General features: G+C 73.5%; 17 protein-coding genes. 6 read left to right on the top strand and 11 right to left on the bottom strand.

What is annotated here, in order from left to right; translation table 11 throughout:
* The first annotated feature begins 261 nt into the window (after positions 1 to 261).
* Both SM573_RS23425 and SM573_RS23420 read left to right on the top strand, forming a co-directional pair.
* Positions 262 to 1,275, top strand: a complete 1,014-nt coding sequence (locus tag SM573_RS23425; protein WP_474610716.1) for an ABC transporter substrate-binding protein — start codon at positions 262 to 264, stop codon at positions 1,273 to 1,275.
* Between the two features lie 126 nt (positions 1,276 to 1,401).
* Entirely contained in the window at positions 1,402 to 2,181 is a 780-nt protein-coding gene (locus tag SM573_RS23420) for an ABC transporter permease (RefSeq protein ID WP_474617070.1), read from the top strand.
* Between the two features lie 62 nt (positions 2,182 to 2,243).
* Here SM573_RS23420 and SM573_RS23415 read toward each other — a convergent pair whose 3' ends face one another.
* A complete protein-coding gene (locus SM573_RS23415; RefSeq protein ID WP_474610714.1) occupies positions 2,244 to 3,059 on the bottom strand; it encodes an SDR family NAD(P)-dependent oxidoreductase in 816 nt (271 codons plus the stop codon).
* Positions 3,060 to 3,202: 143 nt separating this feature from the next.
* Positions 3,203 to 7,567, bottom strand: coding sequence for an ExeM/NucH family extracellular endonuclease (locus SM573_RS23410; RefSeq protein ID WP_474617069.1), 4,365 nt, complete (start codon positions 7,565 to 7,567; stop codon positions 3,203 to 3,205).
* Between the two features lie 408 nt (positions 7,568 to 7,975).
* Here SM573_RS23410 and SM573_RS23405 point away from each other — a divergent pair, with 408 nt between their 5' ends.
* Entirely contained in the window at positions 7,976 to 11,839 is a 3,864-nt protein-coding gene (locus SM573_RS23405) for a S8 family serine peptidase (RefSeq protein WP_474617068.1), read from the top strand.
* Between the two features lie 92 nt (positions 11,840 to 11,931).
* Here SM573_RS23405 and SM573_RS23400 read toward each other — a convergent pair whose 3' ends face one another.
* Positions 11,932 to 12,996: a LuxR C-terminal-related transcriptional regulator gene (locus SM573_RS23400; protein ID WP_474617067.1), complete on the bottom strand. Its 1,065-nt coding sequence runs from the start codon at positions 12,994 to 12,996 to the stop codon at positions 11,932 to 11,934.
* A 57-nt stretch (positions 12,997 to 13,053) separates the two neighbouring features.
* Here SM573_RS23400 and SM573_RS23395 point away from each other — a divergent pair, with 57 nt between their 5' ends.
* Positions 13,054 to 13,734 carry a DUF305 domain-containing protein gene (locus tag SM573_RS23395; protein ID WP_474617066.1) on the top strand — a complete coding sequence of 227 codons (681 nt, stop codon included), beginning with the start codon at positions 13,054 to 13,056 and terminating at the stop codon, positions 13,732 to 13,734.
* Between the two features lie 153 nt (positions 13,735 to 13,887).
* Here SM573_RS23395 and SM573_RS23390 read toward each other — a convergent pair whose 3' ends face one another.
* The 5 genes from SM573_RS23390 to SM573_RS23370 form a co-directional block, all read right to left on the bottom strand.
* On the bottom strand, positions 13,888 to 15,903 hold the full coding sequence (locus SM573_RS23390) for an LVIVD repeat-containing protein (protein WP_474617065.1): 2,016 nt from the start codon (positions 15,901 to 15,903) through the stop codon (positions 13,888 to 13,890).
* Positions 15,904 to 16,046: 143 nt separating this feature from the next.
* The gene (locus SM573_RS23385) at positions 16,047 to 16,733 is read right to left on the bottom strand and encodes a spermine/spermidine synthase domain-containing protein (RefSeq protein WP_474610975.1); all 687 of its coding nucleotides are present in this window, start codon (positions 16,731 to 16,733) and stop codon (positions 16,047 to 16,049) included.
* Between the two features lie 51 nt (positions 16,734 to 16,784).
* Complete coding sequence (locus SM573_RS23380) at positions 16,785 to 17,207, bottom strand: acyl-CoA thioesterase (protein WP_474617064.1); 423 nt, start codon at positions 17,205 to 17,207, stop codon at positions 16,785 to 16,787.
* Positions 17,208 to 17,285: 78 nt separating this feature from the next.
* Positions 17,286 to 18,023, bottom strand: a complete 738-nt coding sequence (locus SM573_RS23375) for a hypothetical protein (protein WP_474617063.1) — start codon at positions 18,021 to 18,023, stop codon at positions 17,286 to 17,288.
* The gene (locus SM573_RS23370) at positions 18,020 to 18,523 is read right to left on the bottom strand and encodes a SigE family RNA polymerase sigma factor (protein WP_474610706.1); all 504 of its coding nucleotides are present in this window, start codon (positions 18,521 to 18,523) and stop codon (positions 18,020 to 18,022) included. Before SM573_RS23370 ends, SM573_RS23375 begins: the two co-directional genes overlap by 4 nt.
* A gap of 143 nt (positions 18,524 to 18,666) precedes the next feature.
* On the opposite strand from SM573_RS23370, the gene SM573_RS23365 reads away from it, so the two are divergent.
* The gene (locus tag SM573_RS23365; protein WP_474610705.1) at positions 18,667 to 19,479 is read left to right on the top strand and encodes a DUF3152 domain-containing protein; all 813 of its coding nucleotides are present in this window, start codon (positions 18,667 to 18,669) and stop codon (positions 19,477 to 19,479) included.
* 81 nt (positions 19,480 to 19,560) lie between these two features.
* Here the strand turns inward: SM573_RS23365 and SM573_RS23360 are convergent, their stop codons facing one another.
* Positions 19,561 to 20,022: a DUF5709 domain-containing protein gene (locus SM573_RS23360; RefSeq protein WP_474610704.1), complete on the bottom strand. Its 462-nt coding sequence runs from the start codon at positions 20,020 to 20,022 to the stop codon at positions 19,561 to 19,563.
* A gap of 561 nt (positions 20,023 to 20,583) precedes the next feature.
* Between SM573_RS23360 and SM573_RS23355 the strand changes: the two genes are divergently transcribed.
* The gene (locus SM573_RS23355; protein WP_474610703.1) at positions 20,584 to 22,173 is read left to right on the top strand and encodes a DHA2 family efflux MFS transporter permease subunit; all 1,590 of its coding nucleotides are present in this window, start codon (positions 20,584 to 20,586) and stop codon (positions 22,171 to 22,173) included.
* Positions 22,174 to 22,365: 192 nt separating this feature from the next.
* Here SM573_RS23355 and bla read toward each other — a convergent pair whose 3' ends face one another.
* Positions 22,366 to 23,319, bottom strand: coding sequence for a class A beta-lactamase (bla, locus tag SM573_RS23350; RefSeq protein WP_474617062.1), 954 nt, complete (start codon positions 23,317 to 23,319; stop codon positions 22,366 to 22,368).
* A gap of 346 nt (positions 23,320 to 23,665) precedes the next feature.
* Positions 23,666 to 24,898: an ROK family protein gene (locus SM573_RS23345; protein ID WP_474617110.1), complete on the bottom strand. Its 1,233-nt coding sequence runs from the start codon at positions 24,896 to 24,898 to the stop codon at positions 23,666 to 23,668.
* Positions 24,899 to 24,923: the final 25 nt, after the last annotated feature.

The raw sequence follows: 24,923 nt of genomic DNA, 5'->3' as shown, positions 1-24,923 counted from the left end.
CATATCGGCGTTCGTGCACATCCTCCAAGAAGGACACCGACACCATCCACTTTGTACGAGCGTCTGACCTGCGAAGACGGCGCACTTCAGAACTCATCGACCGGGCCCCCGGATCCGACCGGGGTGGCGGCGGCCGGTTGACTGACTTACGATCGTCAATCGGTGCCACGCCGCGCACGGGCAAGCGCCGCTCCCTCCGATCGTCGTCGGCGCCGACGCGCCGGCACCCGTCCATCGCGAGCCCCGAGCAGGAGGCACCACATGGTGAAGCGCTCCCGACCGCTGGTGGCGGCACTGCTGGCCGCGGCTCTCGCCGTGAGCGGCTGCGGCGGCGCCGACGACAGGGGCGGTGACCCGGACGGGCCGACCGACGAGGTCGCCTACATCACGGCGTTCGGCGCGGTCGGGCGGGACGCGTTCGCCTGGGTGGCGAAGGAGAAGGGTTACTTCGCCGAGGCCGGCATCGAGGTCGAGATCAGGGAGGGCGCCGGCAACCAGCAGAACCTCACGGCGCTCAAGTCCGGTCAGGTCCAGTTCGCGGCCCTCGACTTCACAGGCGCGGTGATCCAGGCGGGCAAGGGCGAGTTCACCGACTGGCGGGCGGTCGCCGCCGTGCACCAGCAGACCCTGATCTCGGTGATGACCACCAAGGACACCGGCATCACCACCCCGAAGGACCTCCAGGGCAAGACGATGGCGACCGGCGCGGGCTCCGTGACCGAGCTGCTCTTCCCGGCGTACGCCCGGCTGGCCGGGTTCGACCCGGCGACCGTGAAGATCGAGGGCGTCCAGGCCACGGCCCTCAACGGGCTCATGGCGAGCCGGAAGGTCGACGCGCTGGGCACCTTCCTGCTCAGCCGGGGCGCTCTGGAGACGGCCTCCCGGAAGGAGGTCGTGGTCCTGCCCTACAGCGACTACCTGCGGGAGCTGTTCGGCAACGCGATCATCACCACCCCGTCGCTGATAGCGAAGGATCCGGACCTGGTGCGGCGGTTCACGACGGCGGCGCTCAAGGGGCTGGCGTACAGCATCGAGCACCCCGAGGAGGCGGCGACGATCCTCAACCGGGTGAAGCCCACCTACGCGGTGGCGGCGGGCCGCAGCGAGATCGAGGCGATGAGTCCCCACGTCCGTCCGGAAGGCGGCGCCCCCGTCGGCTTCATGGACGAGACACGGGTGGCCCAGACCATCGCCGCCCTGGAGCGCGCCGGTCTGATCCCGCCGGGGCTGGCGCCGTCGAGCGTCGTGGACCCGAGCTTCGTACCGAAGTCCTGACCACGTGACCAACCGGGCGACGGCCGGCGGGACCCCGCCGCACCACCCGCCGGCCGCCCGGCGGTCCCGCCGCCGCAGCGTCGAAGGGCGCGCGGCCGCGGCACCCGACGTCCCCCGGAGGTCCCCGTGACCGACGCTTCTCCGGCGCCGCGACGCTGGCGTGCCGTCGGGCTGCCCGCCCTGGGCACGGCACTGGCGGTCGCCCTCTGGTGGCTGGTCACCTGGGCCTTCGACATCGACCCCTTCTTCCTGCCGGCACCCCCGGACGTGGTCGAGGCGTTCCTGCGCCTCCCCGGATACCTGGCGGAACAGGCCTGGGTGACGTTCCTGGAGGCGACCGTCGGGTTCGGGATCGCGGCGGTGGGTGGACTCCTCCTCGCCGTCCTGCTCGCCGCGTCGCGGACCGTCGAGCGGATGGCCCTCCCGATGATCGCCGGAATCAACGCGGTGCCGAAGGTCGCGCTCGCGCCCCTGCTCCTGGTCTGGATCGGGTTCGGTTACGAGACCAAGGTCGTCATGGTGGTGCTGCTCTGCTTCTTCCCGATCCTGGTCTCGACCATGGCCGGGCTGACCTCGACCCCGAACGACCTCGGGGAACTCGCCCGCTCCCTCTCCGCCTCGTGGTGGCAGACGTTCGTGAAGGTACGGCTCCCGTGGGCCCTGCCGCAGATCTTCGTCGGACTGAAGGTGGCGACCTCACTCGCCATCATCGGCGCGATCATCGGCGAGGTGATCAACCCGGAGGCCGGGCTCGGCTCGGTGATCGCCAGCTCCGGCCAGTCCGCCGACACCCCGCTCGCGTTCGCCGCGCTCACCCTGCTCGCACTCATGGGTGCGTTCCTCTTCTACCTGATGGCCGGCCTCGAACGGCTCGCCGTGCCGTGGGCGCGGGCGATCTCGTCGTAGGAGCCCGTCGAACGCCACCGCGTGGCCGCGCGCGCTCCGTCGCTCGGCTCCGGTGCCGGCGGTCAGCCCGTCGCGTCGAGCCAGGGCGCGAGTACCGACATGGTGAGCCGGTGCAGCTCCTCCCGGAACTCCGCGTCCTGGACCTGCGGCGCCGGGTCGGCCACCCGCCGCTCGTCCAGGTACGCGCCGCTGGGCACGTCCGCCCGCAGGGCGGCCTCCACCACGTTCGCGCCGCCGTGCGCCGCCGGCTCCCCGCCGACGGCGAACATCGCGTGCAGCAGCGAGGTGCTCACGACACCGGGGTGGACGCTCACGATCCCCGGCCGGTAGTGCGGCGCCTGCCGCACGGCGTGGGCCACCAGGGCGAGCTTCGAGCGGGCGTACGCGGCGGTCGGCCCGTACCCCCGCCGTAGCTGCGGGTCGTCCAGGTCGAACGTGGCGGAGAGGTGGGTGGCCGAGGAGACGTGCACCACCCGCCCCGCCGGGGAGACCAGGGGCAGGAGGCGCTCGGTGAGCAGCACGGCCGCGAGATAGTTGGTCTGCAGCGTCGCCTCGAAGCCGTCCTCGCTGACCCGGCGCTGCGGCGTGCCCGGGCGGCCGGCGTTGTTGATCAGGATGTCGACCCGGTCGGTGACGTCCGCCACGCGGTCGGCGAGACCCACGACGTCGTCGAGGCGGTCGAAGTCCGCCCGGACGTAGACGATCTCGGCCGGCCCGGCGGCGCGGAGCCGGTCGAGCAGGGGCCGTACCGCCGACGGCGCCTGCGGCCCGTGGACGAGCAGCCGTCCCGCCGACCCGGCGAGGCGCTCGGCCGCCGCCGCGCCGATGCCGCTCGTCGCCCCGGTGAGCACCACGGTGCCGGGCGTACGGCCGGGCATCAGCGGGCCGTGGCGATCGAGTCGGGGACCATGCGGTGAGCCTATTACCGCGGGCGCCCGCGCGTCCGGCGCAACGGACGCCGGTGCCACGTGTCCTCCCGTCCGCGACCGGACCGGTCGCGGACGGGAGGATCAGCGACCGGTCAGAGCCGGGCGCACTGGCCCGTGGCCGGGCCCTTCACCGTGTTCGGCCGGCCCTCGTTCACCGGCGCCGGGTTGTTGCCGGAGCAGCTCAGCGGCCCGCTCACGGTGTTCGCGGCGACCACCACCGGCTGGCCGCCGGAGTTGCCGGTCACGGTCACCGGCCCGCCGATCACGACCGAGTCGATCCGCACCCCACCGCTGCTGGTGGTGACCGACACCGGGCCGTTCACCTTGCCCTCGCTGATGGAGAGCCCGCCGGTCGCGCCGGACACCCTCACCGGGCCGGACACGGTGGTGCCGTCGAGAGAGAACAGCACCGGGCGCACGGCGGAGATCGGCCCGTTGACGGCGCCGCCGGTCGCCACCAGCGAGGCGCCCGGGTTGACCGTGACGGGGCCGGCGATCGTGGCGTTCTCCAGGCAGGTCAGACCCGCGGCGACGACCAGCGGCTTCGTGTAGCGGCCGGTGATCGTCGTGGTGCACTGCGGGCCGGCCTGCCCGACGGCCGAGCGCGGCTGGGTGTCCGCGGTGACCGGCGAGTTCGCCGCGAAGTAGCTCACCAGCATGGTGAGGTCGTTGTCGCCTGTGGTCACCGGGTCGGTGCCGTCCCCGAGGGTGGCGAAGTTGTCCCCACCGGTGGCGAGGAACGAGTTCACCGTGACCCGGTAGGTGGCGGCCGGGTCGACGGGTTCGCCGTTCAGCTTCATCGACGTGATCCGCGACCCCTTGGGTGCCTCCGGGTTGTAGGTGTAGGTGAACCCCTTCGAGACGCCGAGCCACAGCACCGGCCGGGACGCGCCGTCGGGCTGCCACTGCTCCTCCAGCACCTGCTTGATCTGGGCACCGGTGTAGCTCTTGGTGACCACGTCGTTGGCGAAGGGCTGGACGGCGAAGGCGTCGGCGTAGGTGACCGTGCCGTCGGTGCGGTAGAGCAGGTCGGCTCGCAGCCCACCCGGGTTCATGAACGCGATCTGCGCGCCACCGCGGCCGGCGTCCCGGGTGCCGGCGAGCTGCACGTCGGCGATGAAGTTGCCGAGCACCGACTCCTTGCCCCGGTCCTCGTTGCCGTCGGTGTAGGCGCGCTTGACGTCCGCGGTGATCGACCCGAGCCGCTGCTTGCCCAGCTCGGCGGCGCGGGCCTTGGCGGTGGCCACGATGTCGGCCACCGCCGGGTCCTGCGGCGCCCCCACCACGTCGACCAGCGCCGCGTCGGCGGCGGTGACCCGGCCCGCGCCCGGGTCGAAGGTCAGCGTGACCTTGCCCAGCCGCTTGCCGTAGTCCTCGGCCTGCACCACCGGGCGCAGCCGGTCCGTGCCGGGGATCGGCAGCTCGAAGGCGTACGGCTGGTGGGTGTGCCCGCTGACGATCGCGTCGATGGTGGCGTCGACCCGGGTGAACGGGCCGAAGACCGGGTCGTTGGCCAGCGCCTCGGCGGAGTCGATGTGCTCCGTCGCGGCGCCCTCGTGGGCGAGCAGCACCACGACGTCGGCCTCGCCGTTGTCGGGGTTGCCGTCCTTGAGCTGGCCGGCGACCAGGTTGGCCTCGGCGACCGGGTCGCGGAAGGTGATGCCGGCGATGCCGCCCGGGCTGACCAGCGAGGCGGTCTGCTTGGTCACCACGCCGACGAACCCGACGCGGACCCCGCCCACCGTGCTGACCGAGTACGCCGGCAGCACCCGGGCGTCACCGCGGTAGACGTTGGCACCCAGGTACGGGAAGTCGGCGCGGTCGGACACCCGCCCGGTCAGGTCGTCGACGCCCTTGTCGAACTCGTGGTTGCCCACGGCCGAGGCGGCCACGCCGATCTGGTTGAGCGCGTCGATCGTGGGGTTGTCCCCGTCGATCGCCGAGACGAACGTGGACGCCCCGATGTTGTCACCGGCCGAGACGAACGCGGTGTTCGGGTTCTGCGCGCGCAGCTGGCCGATCAGGCCGGCGAGCTGGGCCGCGCCGCCCACGGGCTGGTTGTTCACCGTCGCCGGGGACTCCAGCCGGCCGTGGAAGTCGTTGACCGTCAGCAGCTGAAGGTCGACCGGCTTCGCGTCGGTGCTGATGCCCACCACGATCGGGTTGTGGTCGCTCGCCCGGTACGGGGTCGGCTCGTAGAAGGCGGCCAGCCCGTCGTACTGGAAGGCGAACGACTCCACCGCGTTGATCTGCCACACGTCGACCCCGGTCACCCGGCTCGCCAGCGACGGCGACGCGAGGGCGTGGTCGAGCGAGCCCGACTCGCCGCCGAAGACGTACGTGGCCTCGCCGGTGTCGTTCAGGTCGCGGTACTGCTTCTCGTAGAGGACCTGCATCGGGTCCTCGTGGGTGTACGCGTTGAAGTCGCCCAGCAGCAGCACGTCCTCGGTGCCGCTGTCGGCCTTCACCTGGTCGACGAACGCGGCCAGGGCGCGCGCCTGCCGCACCCGGTCGCCGTTCCACGAGCCCTGACCGTCGCCGGTGTCGGCGTTGTCGCCGGTGCCGGTGCCGCTCTTGGACTTCAGGTGGTTGGCGACCACGACGAACGAGACACTGCCCGCGGTGAAGGTCTGGGCGATCGGCTCGCGGGCGTTCGACCAGACCGTCTCGTCGTTCACCGAGCGCGACGGCCCCTCGGGCCGCACCTTCGCCGGCTTGAAGATGATCGCCGTGGTGATGAAGTCCTGCTGCGCCGGGGCGGGCAGCTCGGCCGGGGTGCGGACGTAGTCCCAGGTGCCCGCGCCGTCCCTGGCGTTCAGGGCGGCGACCAGCCGCTTCAGCGCCTGCTGCGGGTCGTCCGGGTTGAACCGGACCGAGTTCTCGATCTCCTCCAGCGCCACGACGTCGGCGCCCAGTGCGCTGATCGCGGAGACGATCTTCGCCTCCTGGCGGCCCAGCGCCGCCTCGTCGGCCGCCCCGCGGGCGTCACCGCCGAAGTGGACGAAGTAGTTCAGCACGTTGAAGCTGGCCACCCGCACGTCGCCGCCGACGTCCACCGGCGCCGGGGTGCGCGGGTTGGTGGCCTTGAACGTGGTCCGGGCGGGTGGGGCGGTGTCGGCGCTGACCGGGAGGGTCGGCTGGAACCGCCACTCGTCGAAGCCGTACGACAGCACCGACGGCCCGAACGCCTCCACCGAGTCGCCGACCCGCAGCGGGCTGGTCTTCGACAGGTACGGCGGCAGGAGCCCGGCCGTGGCCAGGTTGGTGGTGCGGCCGTCGTCGACCAGGATCCGGGCGCGCTCGTTCGCGGCCGCCACCTGCCGGGCCTCGTCGGAGCCGGGCCGGGCGACGTCGGTCGGGTTCGCGGCCGGGCGGTCGCCGGCGGCGAGCACGACCTCGCCGTACCGGTTGGTGTTGTAGACCTCGGAGACGGTGTACGCGCCGACCGGCGCCACGAGCATCGACTCGACCGACTCGCGGGCGTCGTCGTCCAACGGCAGGCTCAGCGCGACCGGGGCGGGCAGTGGCGCCTCGTGCTCGCAGACCTGCACGTCGGCCTTGGCGCCGATGGTGACCTGGGTGAGCCCGTTGTACTCGCTCGGCGTGCCGCTGACGCGGACCCGGTCGCCGATGGCGACCGGGGGGTGGTTGGCGGCGTTCGTCGTCAGGTAGACGAAGATGCCGTCCGAGGCGGTGCCCGCGGCCACGCGACGGTCGCCGCCGCTGCCGGCGGACTGGACGTAGATGCCGTTGTAGCCGCCGCTGCGGTGGTCGGCGGTCACCACACCCTCGACCGTCACGCGGGTGCCGGCGAGCGGGGTGGCGTTGCCGGTGCCCTGGACCTCGGCGATGGTGTGGTCGACGGTGACCGTACAGCCCGGGGCCGGCCCGGGGTCGTCGCCACCACCGGAGCCGCTGTTCAGGCTGCCGAAGCTGTGCGGCGCCGCGTCCCGCCACGTGCCGTCGATCTTCTGGAGCGAGTGGCCGACCGGGGTGGTGGAGGTCTCCGCCACCCCGATGTCGACGCTGGTCGTCCCGTTCGCCGCCCCGCCGGCCGCGGTGAGCGTCCCCTCGTAGCCGAGGAACTCGGCGACGCTGCCGTCCGGTGCGACGAGCGCGACGGCGTCCGGGGAGCCGTTCTGGATGCCGTCGGTCGGGTACGACGCGACGACGACGCCGGCGGGCGGCACCGTGCCGCTCAGGGTGCGGGTGTGGTAGGCGGCGTTGTTGGCGCCGTTGTAGAGGACGATCTGCCAGCCGGTCAGGTCGTGGCCGACCGGCGCCTGGATCTCGATCGCCTCGCCGGTGTCGGTGCCGGCGTTGTCGTAGTGGATCTCACTGATGAAGGGGCTCGTCGCCGCCGCCGCCGGCTCGGCGAGCGCGGCCGTGCTGCTGGCCAGCGTCAGTGCGCTGGTGGCGAGCAGCACACCCAGCACGCCGAGTGGTCGTCTGTTCACGCGCCTGTACATCAAACTCGGGCCTCCGATGGGAGTGGACCGTCGGAGGATATGGGCTGACGGTGTCCGGGCGGCAGCCGCCGGATGTACGAGTCCTGCTGGCCGCCCGCGGCGAGCCGCGGGCGGTACGGCGTCTCCGCCGAGCCGGTGCGCACGGATCCGGCACCGGACGTCGGTCGATTTGCGCACGGATCCGGCAGCGGACGCCGGTCGCTGGCACAATGGCCGGGCCGCCGCACCCACCACGGTTACGCCCTGGTGACGGTGCGACCAACCCGAGGTGGCGAAGTTCCGCCATGTCCGGGCTCCGCCAGTGACGTTGTCCGCCACCGGGCCGCTCGTCGCCTGAGAATCTGCGACGGCGGCGCCGGCCTTCCTCGGTGACCGCCCCGAGGAGGGACGTCGTTCATGCACAGACCCAGACCCGGCAGGCGCCGCGTGACGGTCGCCGTCGCCGCGGCGATGGCCGCGTTGCTCGCCCTGCCGACCGGCACGGCCGTGGCCGCCCCCGCTCCCGCCGCCGGTGGCGGCGTCGAGCCGCTGCGCAAGGTGGACCCGAGCGTGCTCGCCGCGGCCCGCGCGGGGACCGGCACCAGCTTCATCGTGGACCTGGCCGACGAGGCGACGCTCGACGAGGCGGAGCTGGACCGCGTCGAGCGCGCGACCGGCGGCCGGGCCGGGCGGGTGGCCCGCACCACCCAGGTCTACCGGGCGAAGGTGACCCACGCGGAGCGGACCCAGCACGGTCTGCGCGAGCTGCTGCGGGACCGCCACGCCGACTTCACCCCGTTCTGGATCGCGAACGTCATCGAGGTGACGGGCGGGCTCGACCTGCTCACCGAGCTGGCCGGCCGGCCGGACGTCGCGCGGATCACCGGGGTGGGCGTGACGAAGCTGGCGGAGCCCGTCCGCACGGCGGGCGCGGACGCCGAGACGCCGCTGCTGTGGAACCTCACCTCGATCGGCGCGGACCGGGTGTGGCGCGAGTACGGCACGCGGGGCGAGGGCGTCGTCGTGGGCAGCGTCGACTCCGGCGTGCAGTACGACCATCCGTCGCTGGTCCGGCAGTACCGGGGCAACAACGGCGACGGCACCTTCACCCACGACTACAACTGGTACGACCCGACCGGCTTCTGCGTCCCCGGGGTGCCCTGCGACAACCAGGGGCACGGCACGCACACCGTCGGCTCGATGGTCGGCGACGACGGCGCCGGGCACGTCACCGGCGTGGCGCCCGGCGCCACCTGGATCGCCGCGAAGGGCTGCGAGGCCAACTACTGCACCAACCCCTCGCTGCTCGCCGCCGGGCAGTGGATGCTCGCCCCGACCGACCACAACGGGGAGAATCCGCGTCCGGAGCTCTCGCCGGACATCATCAACAACTCCTGGGGCGGTCACGAGGGTGACCCGCACTTCTACGACACGATCATCGACTCCTGGACCGCCGCCGGCATCTTCCCGGTCTTCGCCGTCGGCAACGAGGCGAACGACTACCCCGACCCGTGCGGCACGGCGGGCCACCCCGCCACCAACCCCCGGGCGTACGCCGTCGGCGCCACCGACCCGAACGGGGTGATCGCCGGCTTCTCGAGCCGCGGACCGGGCCCCGACGGCGGGGTGCGGCCCGACATCACCGCGCCCGGTGTGGGGATCCTCTCCACCCTGCCCGGCGGCGAGTACGGCTACATGGACGGCACCTCCATGGCCGCCCCGCAGGTCGCGGGCGCGGTGGCCCTCGCGTGGTCGGCGGTGCCGAACCTGCGCCGGGACGTGGCGACCACGCGCGAGCTGCTGGACCGCACCGCGCACGACGTCGACGACCTCCAGTGCGGCGGCGCCCCGGCCGACAACAACGTCTACGGCGAGGGCCGGCTGGACGCGTACGACCTGGTGACCCAGGCGACGACGGCGCAGCTCGGCGGCGTCGTCGTGCACGCGGAGCGGGACGGCAACCCGCTGGCCGGAGCCCGGGTCACGCTGACCTCGAACCTTCTCACCCGTACGGCTCGCACCGACGCGCGCGGCACCGTCCAGCTGGGCCGGGTCCCGGCCGGCGGGTACACGCTGACCGCGACGTACTTCGGGCAGCGCACGCAGCGGCGTGCCGTCACGGTGGCGCAGACCGGCACGGTGAACCTGACCGTGGACCTGTCCGAGGCCGCCCCGTGGCAGCCGGTGCGGGGCAGGGTCGTCGACCCGGCGGGCGAGCCGGTCGCGGGCGCCCGGATCACGCTCGCCGACGAGGCGTTCCCCGGCTTCGTCACCGACGGCGCGGGCCGCTACTCCGGGATGCTGCCCGAGGCCGACTACGACCTGCTGGTCGAGTACGGACGCTGGCTGGCTCCGAAGACCGTCGCGCTCACCGTGGACGGGCCGGAGACGGTGGACGTGACGCTCGCCGCGAAGACCGACCGGTACGGCTACGCCGCCGCAGTCACCGCCGGTGGATGGGACGACGGCGGTAGAGTGCTCGCCCTCACCGGCGACACCGCCAGCCGCGGCCTCGACCTGCCGTTCCCGGTGACCTTCTACGGCGCCACGTACCAGCGGATCACCGTCCACACCGACGGCTACCTGACCTTCGGCGCCGACACCGGCGCGCCGGTCGGCGCCAATGGTCCACTGCCCGCCCCCGCGGTGCCGGCCCCGGCCGTCTACGCGTTCTGGGACGACCTGGTGCTGGACCACGCGTCGACCGTGCGGACGAAGTCCACCGGGTCGGGGACGAACCGGCAGCTCGTGGTGAGCTGGACCCGGGCCGCCCTGAAGAGCGACCCGAGGCAGCGCATCGACGTCCAGGTGCTGCTCGGCGAGCGGGGCACGGTAACCGTCCGGTACCGCAAGCTCGGCACCGGTACGGCGGCGGCCGGTGGCTCCGCGACGGTCGGCATCGAGGACGCGAGCGGCACCGTGGCGCTGACCTACTCCCGGGACGAGGCGGTGCTCGACGAGGCCACCGCCGTCACCTTCCGGGTGCCGGGTCGTGGCCTGCTGCGCGGGACCGTGCGCGACGCCAACGACCGTCAGCCGCTGGCCGGTGCGACGGTGCGGGTCGAGTCGCCGGGCGCGCGGACGCCGATCACCGCGACGGCCGACGCGGACGGCTTCTACCAGCTGGAGGCGCCGGCCGGAGCGGTCACGGTGACCGCCCTCCAGCCGGGTTACGACCTGCCGCCGGCCACCGTCACGGTGGCCGAGGGAAGGGTCGCCACGCACGACCTCGCGTTGCGGACGCCGCTGCTGCTGGCCAACCGGAGTTCGGTGTCACTGAGCGCGCGGGCCGGTCAGACCCGGACCGCCACGGTGACCCTCACCAACCGCGGTGACCTGCCGGCCACCTGGCTGGCGCGGGAGATCAACTCGCCGACCCCGCCGGCCGGCGTGCCGGGCAGGGTCCTGGGCTCCTTCCCGGTGAAGGACCTCTACTACGCCTTCGGCGTCGGGTACCGCAACGGCGAACTGATCGTCTCCAACTCGTACCTGTTCGGGCAGCTCCAGCGCTTCTCCACCGACGGTCGGTCGCTGGGCAAGGGTGTGCTGGACATCGGGGGCTGGCCCTCGGACATGGCGTACGTGCCGAGCCGGGACCTCATGTGCGCGCCGAAGATGTCGTTCATCGGCGAGCTGCCGATCGTCTGCTTCGACCCGGACACCCTGGAGGTGAAGGAGACCGTCACCGGGCCGTGGGCCGGCAAGCTCTACTACGGCCTGGCCTACCGCGCCGCGGACGACACCTTCTACCTCAGCGGCGACGGGGTGATCCGGCACCTCACCGGGTTGTCCCACCCGCGGCCCGGCTCGGTGCTGGGGGAGTGCACCCCGCCCGTCCCGTGGATGACGGGCCTCGCGCTCAACGAGAAGCACAACGTGCTGTGGGGCATCAACCAGGACCGCGACGAGTCGATCTGGGCGATGGACCCGGACACCTGCCAGGCGCTCGCCTCGGTGCCCGACCCCGCCCCGAACCCGCTCAGCGGCGCCGGGCTCGACATCGACGAGCAGGGCAACCTCTGGGCGGTGGGCTTCACCACGCAGCCGTACGCGAGCAAGGTCTACCACGTGGACGGCTCGCTGCCCGCGTACAGCGACGTGCCGTGGTTGACGGCGGGCACCTCCGGTGAGGTGGCGCCCGGGCAGAAGGGCGCGTTGAGCGTCACGGTCGACACCACCGGGCTGGCGCCGGGCACATACGTCGCCACCCTGTTGGTGAGCAACAACGGCGCGAAGGGGTCGGCGACCCCGGTCACCGTGTCGGTGACGGTCACCCGCTGACCGCCGGGCCCCGCCGGTCGCTCGCGGCCGGCGGGGCCCGACGCCGCCCGTTCCGGGGCGACCCCGCAGCACGCCCGCCCGCGCGTCCGCCCTCAGAGCCAGCCGTTGCGGGCCACGAACCAGCCGAGCTGCATCCGGGTGGCGCTGCCGGTGACGTCCATGAGCTGGCGCAGCCGGCGCTGCACGGTGCGTATCGAGATGCCGAGCTGGGAGGCGACCGCCTTGTCCGGAAGCCCGGTCATCAGCAGTGACAGGATCTGCCGGTCCGTCTGGGTCGGCACCGACCAGCGGTCGGCGTCGTCGAGCACCGTGGTGGCCGGCGCGAGGCGCAGCGGGGTGGCCCGCTCCCACACCTCCGTGAAGAGCGCCACGAGCACCTCGACCCAGGTGGCGCCGCGTACCACCAGCGCCCACGGTTCCGCCGTCTCGTCCCGGGAGGGAAAGGAGAGCAGGGCCACGCGCCGGTCGGCGACGGCGAGCTTCGCGGGCACGTCCGTGGCGACCCGGGCCTGCTCGCCCGCGGCGATGAAGCGACCGATGTGGACGGAGGCGCCCGGCCGTTCCAGCCCGCGCCGGTCGTACACCACGCGGAACCGTACGCCTCGTTCGAGCAACTCCAGCTCCGCCGGGTTCTCGGAGAAGTCGGCGGCGTACGGTGGCCGCTCGAAGCCGAGCACCTCCTCCTGCGCTCCCCGCAGGAACTGGTCGAACGTCTGCAGGATCGCCGTCACCCCGACCACCATCCGGACACCCGGGTCCAGCGGCTCCGCGGCGCGCTGCTGCCGCAGCCACTCCCGCAGGTCGATCCGCGCCTCCTGGAGCTCCCGGATCCGTTGGGTGAGCAGGGAGTCGATGGCCAGGTCGGCGGGTGCGGCGTCGGCGCGGCCGTCGACGAGGCGTACCAGCCCCAGGCGCGCGAGCGCGTCGAACGCGAGGCGCACCTCGTCCACGCCGGCGGCGAGGTGCTCGGCGAGCGCGGCCGCGCCGCTCTCGTGGCCGCCCACCAGCGCCAGGTAGACGGTCTCCTCCACCTCGGTCAGACCGAACGCGCCCAGCACCTGCCCACCACACCCGAACTCGGGCGGCCCCGTCGGAGGGTGCGGGTCCGCTGCGCTGATCTTGGAGCGCTCCCAGCGGGGCGTCAAGTGCCCGCCCACCTGGCGACCGTCCGGCCCCTCGTCCGGCCGGCCGATTTCCGCTACGGTGATCGAATCGTGTTCTCCTCTCGTCGCCGCCTCGTGGTCGCCGTGGTCGCCGCCGTCGCGCTCGGCGCGTCGGCTTTCGCGGTCGTGCGGCTCACCGCCGACGAGGCCGACGCGCCCGCCGCCGCACCCCGGGTCGTGCAGCCCGGCGCGCCCGGTCAGGCCGGTCGGGCGCTCTCCCCGGGCGAGCAGTCCCAGCTGCCCCCGCCCCCGTCGCACACCGCGGCCGACACGCGGTTCATGCAGCGGATGATCGGGCACCACGCGCAGGCGCTGGAGATGACCGCGCTCGTCGCCGACCGCGCCGCCAGCCCGGACGTCGCCCTGCTCGCCAGGCGGATCGAGACGTCGCAGCGCGACGAGATCGCGCAGATGCAGCGGTGGCTCACCGAACGCGGCGAGGAGCTTCCGGGGCCGCACGTCCACCACGCCGGGCACGACGACGTCATGCCGGGCATGCTCACCCCCGAGCAGCTGAAGCAGCTCGAGCAGGCCCGCGGTGCGCAGTTCGACCGGCTCTTCCTCGACCTCATGATCCGCCACCACGAGGGCGCCCTGACGATGGTGCGGCAGCTCTACACGGCCGGCGGCGGGCTCGAGCCGGCGAGCGACCGCTTCGCCCGCGAGGTCGACGCCGACCAGGGCATCGAGATCCGCAGCATGCGGGAGCTGCGGGGCCGGCTCGGCGGCTGACCGCCGGATGGGCCGCGTACGATCCGCCCCGCCGGGCACGCCGACCGTCCCTTGCCGGGACCGCACGACGAGGAGCGGCCGGCGGGCCCGGACGCGGGGAGGGCCGCGCCCTGCGCGGCAGGACGCGGCCCTCGATCGACCCTCGCGGCTACGTCAGTCCAGGCTGGCGCACTGCCCGCTGGCCGGCCCGGACACCTCGTTGGCCGCGCCCAGGTTGATCGGCGCGGGCGAGTTGCCGGTGCAGGCGAGCGGACCCCGAACCGTGCTGTCGGCGATGATCGGCTCGACCGAGCCCGTCGCGCTGCCGGTCAGCACGGCCGGCCCGTGGATCTCGCTCCGCACGATGGCGGCGCTGCCACGCGTGCCGGTGACGCTGACCGGGCCGCGGACCGTGCTCCCGTAGAGGTGCACGGCGGCCGCGTTCGACGCCGACACCGGCCCGGAGATCGACGAGTCGATCGCGAGCAGCGAGGCGCCCGGACGCACGGTGACCGGGCCGGACACGGTGGCCCCGGAGAGGCAGGTGACACCCGAGACCGTCAGCGGGCCGTTGTGCCGCTTGGTGATGGTCGTGGTGCAGGTCCGCGCCAACTGGTCGAAGCGGGCCCGGGCCACGGCGAAGCTCGGCGCCCAGTCGGTCCTGGTCTGGTGCTGCGCGTTGAACTCCGGCACCCGCACCTCGCGGGCCGCGGCGATCTCCGCCGCGGTCAGGTGCTCGCTGGGCTTGAGCCCCAGGACGTCGAAGCCGCGCGCGATCTCGCTGCCGTAGATCTGGCCGTTGTACCAGTACGCCGACCAGAAGCCGCCGAGCACGTTGGCGGTCGGGCTGATCGGACCGCGGTCGAAGAAGCCGATCTCCCGCGGGTGGGCCGAGTCGGTGAAGTCCATCAGCGAGACGCCGCCCTGGTACCAGGCCTGGACGAGGATGTCCCGGCCCGGTACGGGGATCAGCGAGCCGTTGTGGGCCACGCAGTTCTCCTGCGTGGTCTGCGGCACCGGCAGCTTGTAGTAGCTGGCGAACCGCAACTTCCGGTCGACGATGTCGAAGATGGCGTTGGCGCCCCACTCCGGCTGGTCCGTCGTCCGGCACCGGGCGCCGGTGCCGCCGCCCCACTCGTCGGTGAAGACGACCTTGGTGCCGTCGTTGCTGATCGTGGCCGAGTGCCAGTACGCGAAGTTCGGGTCGGACACCTCGTCGATGCGGACCGGGTTCGCGGGGTCGGAGATGTCGACGAGGATGCCGTTGCCCTCACAGGCGCCGGCCGCGAGCCCGAGCGCCGGGTACGCGGTGATGTCGTGGCAGGCGTCGGTGACCGGCGACGGGCTCCACGAGCCGCCCGAAGGGTGGGTCGGGGCGGGCGGGGTGTTCTGCAGGCCGTCGACGGCCCCGGTCCGCGGGTCGGCGAACAGCCGCGGGTTGTTCACGACCGCGGCCTGCTCCGGCGCCGCGACGGGAACCTTGATGACGTCGATGCGCCACCGCGCCGGGTTGTCGCCCGAGGCCGGGGTGTTGTTGCAGCCGGCCATCGTGGACGCCGGCCGGACGCCCGCCGTGCCCGAGACGTAGACGTAGACGTTCGCGCTGTCGTCCGGGTCGGTCACCAGCGTGTGCGTGTGCGAGCCGCGGCAGGTCTGCACGGCCGCCACCTGCACCGGGTTCGTCACCTCGCTGATGTCGAAGACGCGGACGCCCTGGAAGCGGGTGCCGGCGGCGGGGTCGGTGCCGCAGTCGAGCCGGCCACGGGTCTCCTCGACCGACATGAAGAGCAGGTCGCCGTGGACCGACACGTCGCCCTGCCCGCCGGGGCACACGACGCTGGTGACCAGGGTCGGGTTGGCCGGCTGCGAGATGTCGTAGACGTTGAAGCCGTTGTAGTTGCCCACGAAGGCGTGGTTGCCGCCGAAGGCGAGGTCCGACGCGACGAAGCCGAAGTCGCCCGGGTTCGCGGGGTTGACGAAGCCGGCCGGTTTGTCGCGGTGGGCCAGCAGTTCGAGGTTGCTGCTCGCGCTCTGCGCGTCCAGCCATCCCGCGCCGAGGCCGATCCGCGGGTCCGGCTCGGACGCCTGTCCCGACGCGGTGCCGGGCAGCAGGGCGACGAGGAGCGCCGCGGTGGCGGCGGCGCCGACGAGACGGCGTCTCCTGCCTGAGGTGTGCTGCGTGTGAGTCATGCGTTCCCTCCGCCCGCGGTGTCCCTCCTCCGGCCGCGCATCGACGCGCGTGTGCACCGCGGTAAGTAAGGACCGTACCGCCTACCGGGCAGTTCGGATCATGTAAATATTTGCGGAGGACGCGAAACTGCCGCAATTCCCATTCACGGCTTCCCGGCCCGGCCGTCGCCGCCGCGCCGCGCCACGTACACCACGTCCGGCTCGCCGCGTGGGACCTCCACCCGGTACGTGGCGACCGGGCCGATGACCGCCGCCAGCCGGGCGGCGTAGGCCGGTGTCGCCGAGGCGCTCCAGGCGGCCAGCACGCCGCCGTCGGTGAGACGGTCGCGCAGCAGCGCGACACCGCCGTCGTCGTAGAGCTCGGCGTTCTCGGCGAACACCGTCCACTCCGGCCCGTTGTCGACGTCCAGGCAGATCGCGTCGAAGACCTCGTCGGTCGTGCGCAACCAGGACACGATGTCGGCGTGCACCACCCGGACGCGCGGGTCGTCGAGGGCGTGCCCGCTGCGCGCGCCCAGGTCCGCGCGGTGCCAGCGGATGAGCGCCTCCTCGATCTCGACGACCACGATCTCGGCCGGCACCGGCGACGCCACGGCCTCGGCCAGGGAGAAGCCCACCCCCAGGCCGCCGATCAGGATCCGGGCCCCCGCCGGCGCCGGCCGCAGCGCCTCCCGGACGAGCAGCCGCTCCGACGCCCCGTTCCGGGTGTCCATGAGGAACACGCCGTTGCTGATGATCTCGTAGTGCTCGGCGGACCGCCGCAGGACCAGCTCACCACGACCGGTCACCACGCGGTCGACCACCGTGACCGCTTCACCCACCGGGCCAATCTAGGTGACGGGATCCGCCGCGCCGGTGGATTTTCCGCGTGCGGGCGGCACTCAGAGGCCGAGCGGCCCCGGATCGGTGGCGAGCTCGCGGAACCGCCCGCGCGGGTCCGGCACCAGCCGGCGGGCCGCCAGGTCGAGCAGCCCACCCACCCCGGTCAGCGTCGCGACGGGCGTGCCGTCCGGCCGGGTGTAGTCCTGGTCGATGTGGAAGGTCTTGCCCTCGCCCCAGCGGAACACGCAGGACACGTCGACCTCGTCGCCGCCGCGCAGCTCGCTGAGGTAGCGCAGGGTGACCTCCAGGGCGACCGGCCCGACGCCGCTGGCGAGCAGCCGGCCCTGCGAGATGCCGGCGGCGCGGAGGCACTCCCACCGCGCGTGCTCGCCGTACTGCAGGTAGACGGCCTGGTTGAGGTGGCCCTGGGTGTCGAGCTCGTAGCCGCGCACCGTCACCCGCACCCGGAACGGATCTCCCACACGCCCGAGCCTACCCATGGGTACGACACCGCCCGCGCACGGCCACGCGCGGCCCGGCCAGGCGACCCGGACCGCGGCTCAGAGCCGCCGACCCTGCGCGTCGCGGGCGACGATGCCGTCCAGGCGTACGCCGGGCGGCAACTGCGCCGGGTCGAACCAGAAGATGACCACCCGCGGGTCCTCGCTCCACCGCACCAGCCGGGCGGTGACCTGACGGCCGTCCACGGTGCCGATGACGCGTTCGGCCGGCCCCACGAAGTACCCGAACGCGGGGACGCGGGGATGCGTGGGGCTCGATCCCTGCTCGTCGTAACCGATCGCGTGGAAGCCGGCCCGACGGTCGCGGCCCGCGACGTCGTTGACGAGCATGTCCGAGGTCAGCTCTCCGGTGGCCGCCCGGCGGCCGGCGACGAGGCCGATCGTCACGTGCGGCAGCTCCGGCACGTCGACGGGGACGAAGAAGAAGACGCGCTCCTCCGCGCCGTACCGGATCCCGCTGCCGACCACGTGGCCGACCGGCTTCGGCCGGGGCTCCCCGGTGGTCGCCGTGACGTCCGGAGTGCTGCGCGGCGTGGGCAGCGGCGGGGCGGTGGCGACCGGCGCCGCCCGCCGCTGTGGCTCGGAGGCGGCCGACCGTACCGCGACCACCGGTACGGCGATCGCGGCCGTCAGCGCCACCGCCGCCGCACCCGTGGCGGCCAGCCGGCGTCGCCGGCGCAGGCGACGCCCGTCGCGCATGATCACGTCGAGGTCGAGAGCCGCGCCGGACCGCTCGGTCGCGCGCATCGCCTCGCGGAGCCGTTCGGCGTCGTTCATCGCCGCGTCCCGTGGATAGCGGGTGTGGCGGCGTCGGTGCCGCGCAGCTTCTCCAGGGCACGCGAGCTGGTGCTCTTCACCGTGCCCACGGAGACCCCGAGCTCGCCGGCCACCTGGGTCTCCGAGAGGTCGAAGTAGTAGCGCAGCACGACGATCGCCCGCTCCCGTGGGCTCAGCGAGCCGAGGACGCCGAGCAGCCATCGCCGGGTGACGATCTCGTCGGCCACGTCGTCTCGGCGCTGCTCCGGGATGTCGTCCACCGGGTACTCCCGGATGGGCCGCCGCCAGCGGTCGACGAGGTGGTTGACCAGCACCGACCGGGCGTAACCGTAGGCGTCCTTCTCGCGGACGCGGGACCACGAGGCGTAGGTCCGGGTCAACGCCGTCTGCGCGGCGTCCTCGGCCTCGTGGTGGTCGCCCGTCATGAGGTACGCCGCGTGCACCAGGCGGGCGGAGGCGGCCCGGGCGAACTCGACGAACTCGGCGTCACCCCGCGCCATGCCGGCCCGCTCCACACCCCACGTACTTCAGGACGGGCGAGGCCGACGGAAGGTTGAATCCGAATTTGATCAACCTTTTCGTCGGCCCGGACGTCTTTCCCCGTGCACGCCACGACTGGGCGGGGCGCGGTGAGGGGAGAGACATGACGGACAAGGCTACGCGGAGCCGCGTTGTCCTCGCACTGGCCCTGCCCCTGGCCGTGCTCATGGGGGTGGTCCTCAAGGGCTGGGCACGGCCGGCGGTGGGAGGCGAAGGGGCTCCGGCGAGCCCTCCGGCCGCTCCCGTCGTCTCCACCACGCCCGCGAGCCGCTCCCCGACGCCCTCCCGCCCGCAGCCCGTCCCGATCACCTACCCGGCGGACGGCAGCAACCGGTGGCAGGTTGCCGCCGCCGAGTCACCCGCCCCCGGCAAGCGGGGCGAACTGTGGCGCTACCGCGTGGCCGTGGAGCGCGAGATCCGCGGCGTGCAGACCGCGGAGTTCGCCGCGGAGATCACCCGCTTGTTGAACAGCCCCGATGGCTGGACCACCGGTGGCGCCCTGACCCTGCGCCGCGTGGGGCCGGGGCAGCCCGCGGAGTTCACCATCTACCTGGCCACTCCCGGTACCCGCGACGAACTCTGCGGCGACCTGCCGGACGGCTACACCTCCTGCCGCAACGGCGGCGCGGTCGTGCTCAACGTGGCGCGTTGGGTAAAGGGCGTGCCGAACTACGGCGCCAGCCTCGCCGTCTACCGCGAGTACATGGTCAACCACGAGGTGGGGCACCGGCTGGGTCACGGGCACGAGCTGTGCCCGGGGCGCGGTGAACCGGCGCCGGTCATGCAGCAGCAGACGCTCGGCCTGCACGGATGCACCGCCAACGCCAAGCCGTACCTCGATGGCGAGCGGTACCGGGGACGCTCCGGCGCGTACGACGACCCCATCCCGCCGCGCGAGCCCGCCCGGTCGGGCTGACCGGGATGCCCGTCGGGTGACACCGGCCGGATCAGCTGCCCGGGCGGGCCCGCCGCCGGCCGGCGCGCGACGCGGACGGCCTCAGCGCAGCGGGCCGTCGCCCGGCCCGTTCGGGTCGTCCACCAGGTGGATGGCCGCCTCCTCGGCGCTGGCCCCACCGGCGTCGATCCCGGCGTCCCACGCCACGGAGTCGGCCTCCTCGTCCTCGTCGAGGCCCTCGTCGTAGGCGACCAGGCGGCCGGCCCGGGGCTCCCGCTCGTAGCCCCGGCGGGTCAGCTCGTCCTCGTCGTCCGTCGCCTCGGCGTACGGGTCGATGTCCGGCTCCTCCTGCGCGAGCAGCTGCGCGAGGGACTCACCGGCGCGCTCCTCGGCGGGCGTCGTGCCGAACCGGTCCGCCCCCGCCCAGTGGTCGGCGGCGGCGATGCCCGTGTCGAGGGGGTCACCCACCCGGTCGTCGTCAAGGGTGTCCGAGGCGTCGAGGACCCCGTCGTCCTCGGCGACGTTCCACTCCTCGACGCGGTCGGTGTTGTCGGTCTGGCTCACGGCGGTCTCCCCTCGTCACGCCTGCTGCGGCGGAGGCCAGCCTATGACCTGCGGCCCGGGGACCGGGAAGGGGACGGGCTCAGCCGGGGGAGCCCTGCGGGGCGGGCGTCGCCGGGGCCACCCGGGTGGTCGGCCCGCCCCGCGAGGGCGTGATCGAGATCGGCCATCGTCGCGGGCGGGTGCCCGGGCCGCGACAGCGTCTCCGGGGTCGCCGCGCCGACGGAGAGCCGGTCGTCGCGGTGCGCGCTCTCCGGTCGCATCCGCCCCCGTTCGTCGTTCCCGGACAGGCGCCACGACCCTGTGTGCCATGTCACGGTCGGATCACCGTCACCCGGCCCCAGGCCCTGCGTACGGCCCCGATTTTCCGGACGAACGTCGGCGTATCAGATCGGAACGCTGACACGACCGACCGGACGGCCGGTAAATCCGGGGGCAGCCTGTCGGTGCGGACGGCTAGTCTGCGGGCGAGCGTTCGCCCTCCGCGAGCCGCGTCCCCCGAGTGACGGCGCGGCACCACCCCCACCGCTCCACATTCGCCGGCAACCGACTTCAGGAGATTGAGTGACCCAGCAAGCAGCCGCGGCCCCAGAGAAGCTGGACGCCGCGGTCCTCAAGGTGGCGGGGGTCGTCGTACTCGGCGCGATCATGTCGATCCTCGACGTCACGGTCGTCAGCGTCGCCCTCCCGACCTTCCAGGCCGAGTTCGACACGTCCTACGCCCGGGTGGCGTGGACGATGACCGGTTACACACTCGCACTGGCCACGGTGATCCCGCTCGCCGGGTGGGCCGCCGACCGGTTCGGCACGAAGCGCCTCTACATGGTCGCGCTGGCCCTGTTCACGATCGGTTCGGTGCTCTGCGCCACGGCCGACTCGATCGGCCAGCTGATCATCTACCGGGTCCTGCAGGGCCTCGGCGGCGGCATGCTCATGCCCATCGGCATGACGATCATGACCCGGGCGGCCGGCCCGAAGCGGATGGGCCGACTCATGGCCGTGCTCGGCATCCCGATGCTGCTCGGGCCCATCGGCGGCCCGATCCTCGGCGGCTGGCTCATCGACGTGGCGAGCTGGCACTGGATCTTCCTGATCAACCTGCCGATCGGCATCGCCGCGCTCGTCTACGCGCAGCTCGCGCTCCCGAAGGACGCCCCCGAGCCGTCGGAGTCCTTCGACTTCATCGGCATGCTGATGCTCTCGCCGGGTCTGGCGCTCTTCCTCTACGGCGTCTCGACGCTGCCGGAGACCGGCACGTTCGGCGACCCGGAGGTGTGGGGCCCGATGCTGGTCGGCGCCGCGCTCGTGATCGCCTTCGTCCGCTACTCGTTCAAGCCCCGGCACCCGCTGCTGGACCTGCGGCTCTTCGCCAACCGCAACCTGACCATCGCCACGGTGACGCTGTTCGTCTTCATCATCGCGTTCATGGGCGCCGGGCTGCTGTTCCCCAGCTACTTCCTCCAGGTGCGGGGCGAGTCGACGCTGGCGGCCGGTCTGCTGATGGCGCCGCAGGGCATCGGCGCGATGCTCACGATGCCGATCGCCGGGACGCTGGCCGACCGGGTGCCGGTGGGGCGCACGGTGCCCTTCGCGCTGGCGCTCATCGTCCTCGGGCTGTTCACCTTCACCCAGCTGGGGCCCGACACCTCGTACGTGCTGCTCTGCGGCTCGCTGTTCGTGATGGGGCTGGGCATGGGCGGCACGATGATGCCGATCATGACGTCGGCGCTGCGTACGCTGAACGCCAACGACGTGGCCCGTGGTTCGACGCTGGTCAACATCCTCCAGCAGATCGGCGGCTCCGTCGGCGGCGCGGTGATGTCCGTGATCCTCACCAACGAGCTGAACGGCTCCCGGCCGATCCCCGGTGTGACCGACCCGCACAGCGGCAAGCCGGTCACCGAGGCGGGGCTGGCGATCGCGAGCCAGCAGCAGCCGCAGCTGGTCGAGCAGCTGCAGGTCCCGGCGTCGGTCGTCGACCGGGGGCTCGACTTCGCGGCCCACTCGTTCGCCACCACGTTCTGGGTGGCGTTCGCCCTGGTAGCGCTCACGTTCATCCCGGCCGCGTTCCTGTCCCGCCGGCGTGAGCCGGTGCGGGTGCTCGACGGCCCGCAGGACGGCGACGAGATCAAGACGCCGGTCGTCATCCACTGACGCACCGACGACGGGGCCGCCGGGGAGACCTCCCCGGCGGCCCCGTCCGCGTGTCGAGGTCGACGCACGGCGATTTGAAGATCGCGCAACTGCCGGGAAGTTGTGGCCTCGTCAGGGACGTGAGGCCACTACTTCTGTGATGTTGCGCGGATCTTGAGCGCCCGCCCTGCGCGCGGCGTCCACCAGTCGGCCTCAGCGGCGGAGCGCGTCGATGGCGACGCGGGTGGCGTGCGCGATCAGCGCGTCGTCGTGCGGATCGTCCGTGCCGCGGGTGGACATCACGGCGAGGACGACGGGCGCGCCGTCGGGCGGCCAGAGCACCCCGATGTCGTTGCGGGTGCCGTAGCCGCCGGAGCCGGTCTTGTCGCCCACCACCCATCCGGCGGGCGCTCCGGCCCGGATGAGTCCCGCGCCGGTGGTGTTGGCCCGCAACCATCCGTTGAGGATGTCGCGGTCCTCGGGGCTCAGGGCGTCGCCGACGGCGTACGCCCGGAGGACGCCCGCGAAGGCCCGCGGCGTGGTGGTGTCCCGCCGGTCACCGGGGCGGGCCTCGTTGAGCGCCGTCTCCCACCGGTCGACCTGCGTGGTCGTGTCACCGAGCCGGCGCAGCTCCCGCTCGAAGCCGGACGGGCCGCCGAGCTGGCGCAGGATCAGGTTTCCGGCCGTGTTGTCGCTGTAGCGGACCGCGGCGTCGGCCAGGTCACGTAGCCGCATGCCGGTCGCCACGTGCCGCTCGGTGACGGGGGAGTGGGCCACCAGGTCGGCCCGTGAGTAGCGTACGACCCGGTCGAGCTCGGCCGTCGAGGTCCGGTCGAGCAGCGCGGCGGCGGCCAGGGGCTTGAACGTCGAGGCGTAGGCGAACCGCTCGTCGGCGCGGTACTGGACGGTCCGGCCGTCTCCGGTGTCGACGGCGAGGACACCGAGGCGCACGTCGAACTCGGCCTCGAGCCGGCGGAACTCCCGGTCCGCTCGGGGCGCCGGGACAGCGGTGGTGCCGGTCGGGGAGGCGCTTCCGCCGGCGGGTGTCGCGCTCGCTGTCGCCTCGTGCCCGGGCTGCCCGTCGTCCGGGCCGCACCCGGCGAGGCAGGCCAGTGCGGTCACCGTCGCGACGGCGGCGACCCCACGTCGTACGCCCGGAAACCCCACTGCGTCCCCCGTCCCCCGGGCCCGGTGATGCCGGTGCCCGCCGATCCGGCTCCCGTGCGGCGCCGGCCCTGCCCTCATTCTCACCATCGCGCCGACCGAGTGCGAACGCCCGCAGCGTGCGCCGCGGCGCGCGGCGCACGCGCGGCTTCGGCGAAAACGGCTCGCGTGCCGCGGCGGCAGCGCGGGCGCGGGGCGGAGGGAGCGGTGGGACCGCGGCGGCAGGCGGCGGAAGCGGTGGACATGCCACGGCGGGATCGCGGTCGCGCCGCGACCGGCCGGGCGCCGCCAGTCCTGGCGGGCCGGGCCGCGCCGCGGCGGGGTCGGACGCCGCCCGTCTCCGGCCGGGTCAGGCCGCGCCGATGTTCAGCGGGTCGGCGAGCAGGTGGGCGAAGGCCAGCTCGGCCGCGCCGACCAGGGCCGCGTCGCAGCCGAGGGTCGCCGGCCGCAACTGCACCAGCTCCCGGGAGGCGGGCAGGGCCAGCTCGTTCATGCGGCGGTGGACCGTCTCCGCCGCGGCCAGGTAGATCTCGCGAAGATAGCCGCCGAACACCACGGTGTCCGGGTTGACCACGTTGACCAGGTTCGCCACGCCGAACCCGAGCCAGTCGGCGACCCGCTCGACGGCCTCCTGGGCGGTGGGGTCACCGGCCGCGGCGGCGCGGAGCACCTCGCGCGCGCCGCCGGGTGCCCCGGGCTGCCTTCCGGCGTGCCGCAGCAGCGCGGCCTCGCCGATCTCGGTCTCCCAGCAGCCACGCGAGCCGCACTCGCAGGGCAGGCCGTTGGGGTTGACCACCATGTGGCCGACCTTGCCGCTGCGCCCCCCGTGGCCGACGACGAGGCGCCCGTCGATGATGATGCCGGCGCTGACGCCGGTGCTTCCGTACAGGTAGATGAGGTCGTCGACGCCGGCGGCCACGCCCCGGACGTGTTCGGCGAGGGCGGCGAAGTCGGCCAGGTCGCCGGTGAGGACGTTCGGGCCGGTCGGGCCGGCGCTGAACGCGGCCTCGATCGCGGCGCGAAGGGGCTCGTCGGGGCCGCCGATGCGGATCCGCCCGGTGTGGTCGCGGGTCGTGTCGGTGACGGCGACGGCGACGCCCACGCGGATCGCGTCCTCCGCCACGGAGCCTTCCGTCTCGCGGGCCAGTGCGGCCAGCGAGGCGACGGAGTCGACGGCGGACGTGTCGGGGCGGCGGGGGGCCTCGCGCAGGTCGAGGACGCGCCCGCCGAGACCGATCCGCGCGGCGCGGAGGCGGTCCGGTTCGATGCTCAGCGCCTGGGCGTACACCCGGTGGGAGCGGGGGCTCACCACCAGCGACGGTCGGCCGGCGCGGCCGGTCATGACCGCCGCCTCCTCGGTGACCAGGCCGGCGGCGGCGAGGTCGGCGGCGAGCGCGCCGATGGTGCTGCGGTTGAGCTTCAGGCGGGCGGTCAGCTCGGCGCGGGAGGTCGGGCCGTGCACGTGTACGTGCCGGAGCACCGCGCCGAGGTTCTGCCGGCGGATCTCCTCCTGGCTGGCGCCGGGCGTCGGGAGCGTAGGGACGGCCGGGGCGCGGCCGGCCCGGTGGGGACCGGGGGACAGCAGCGGCGGCACTGTCACGCCTCCT

This window comes from Micromonospora xinjiangensis (assembly GCF_056150165.1).
This window is presented reverse-complemented; position numbering and strand designations above follow the sequence as displayed.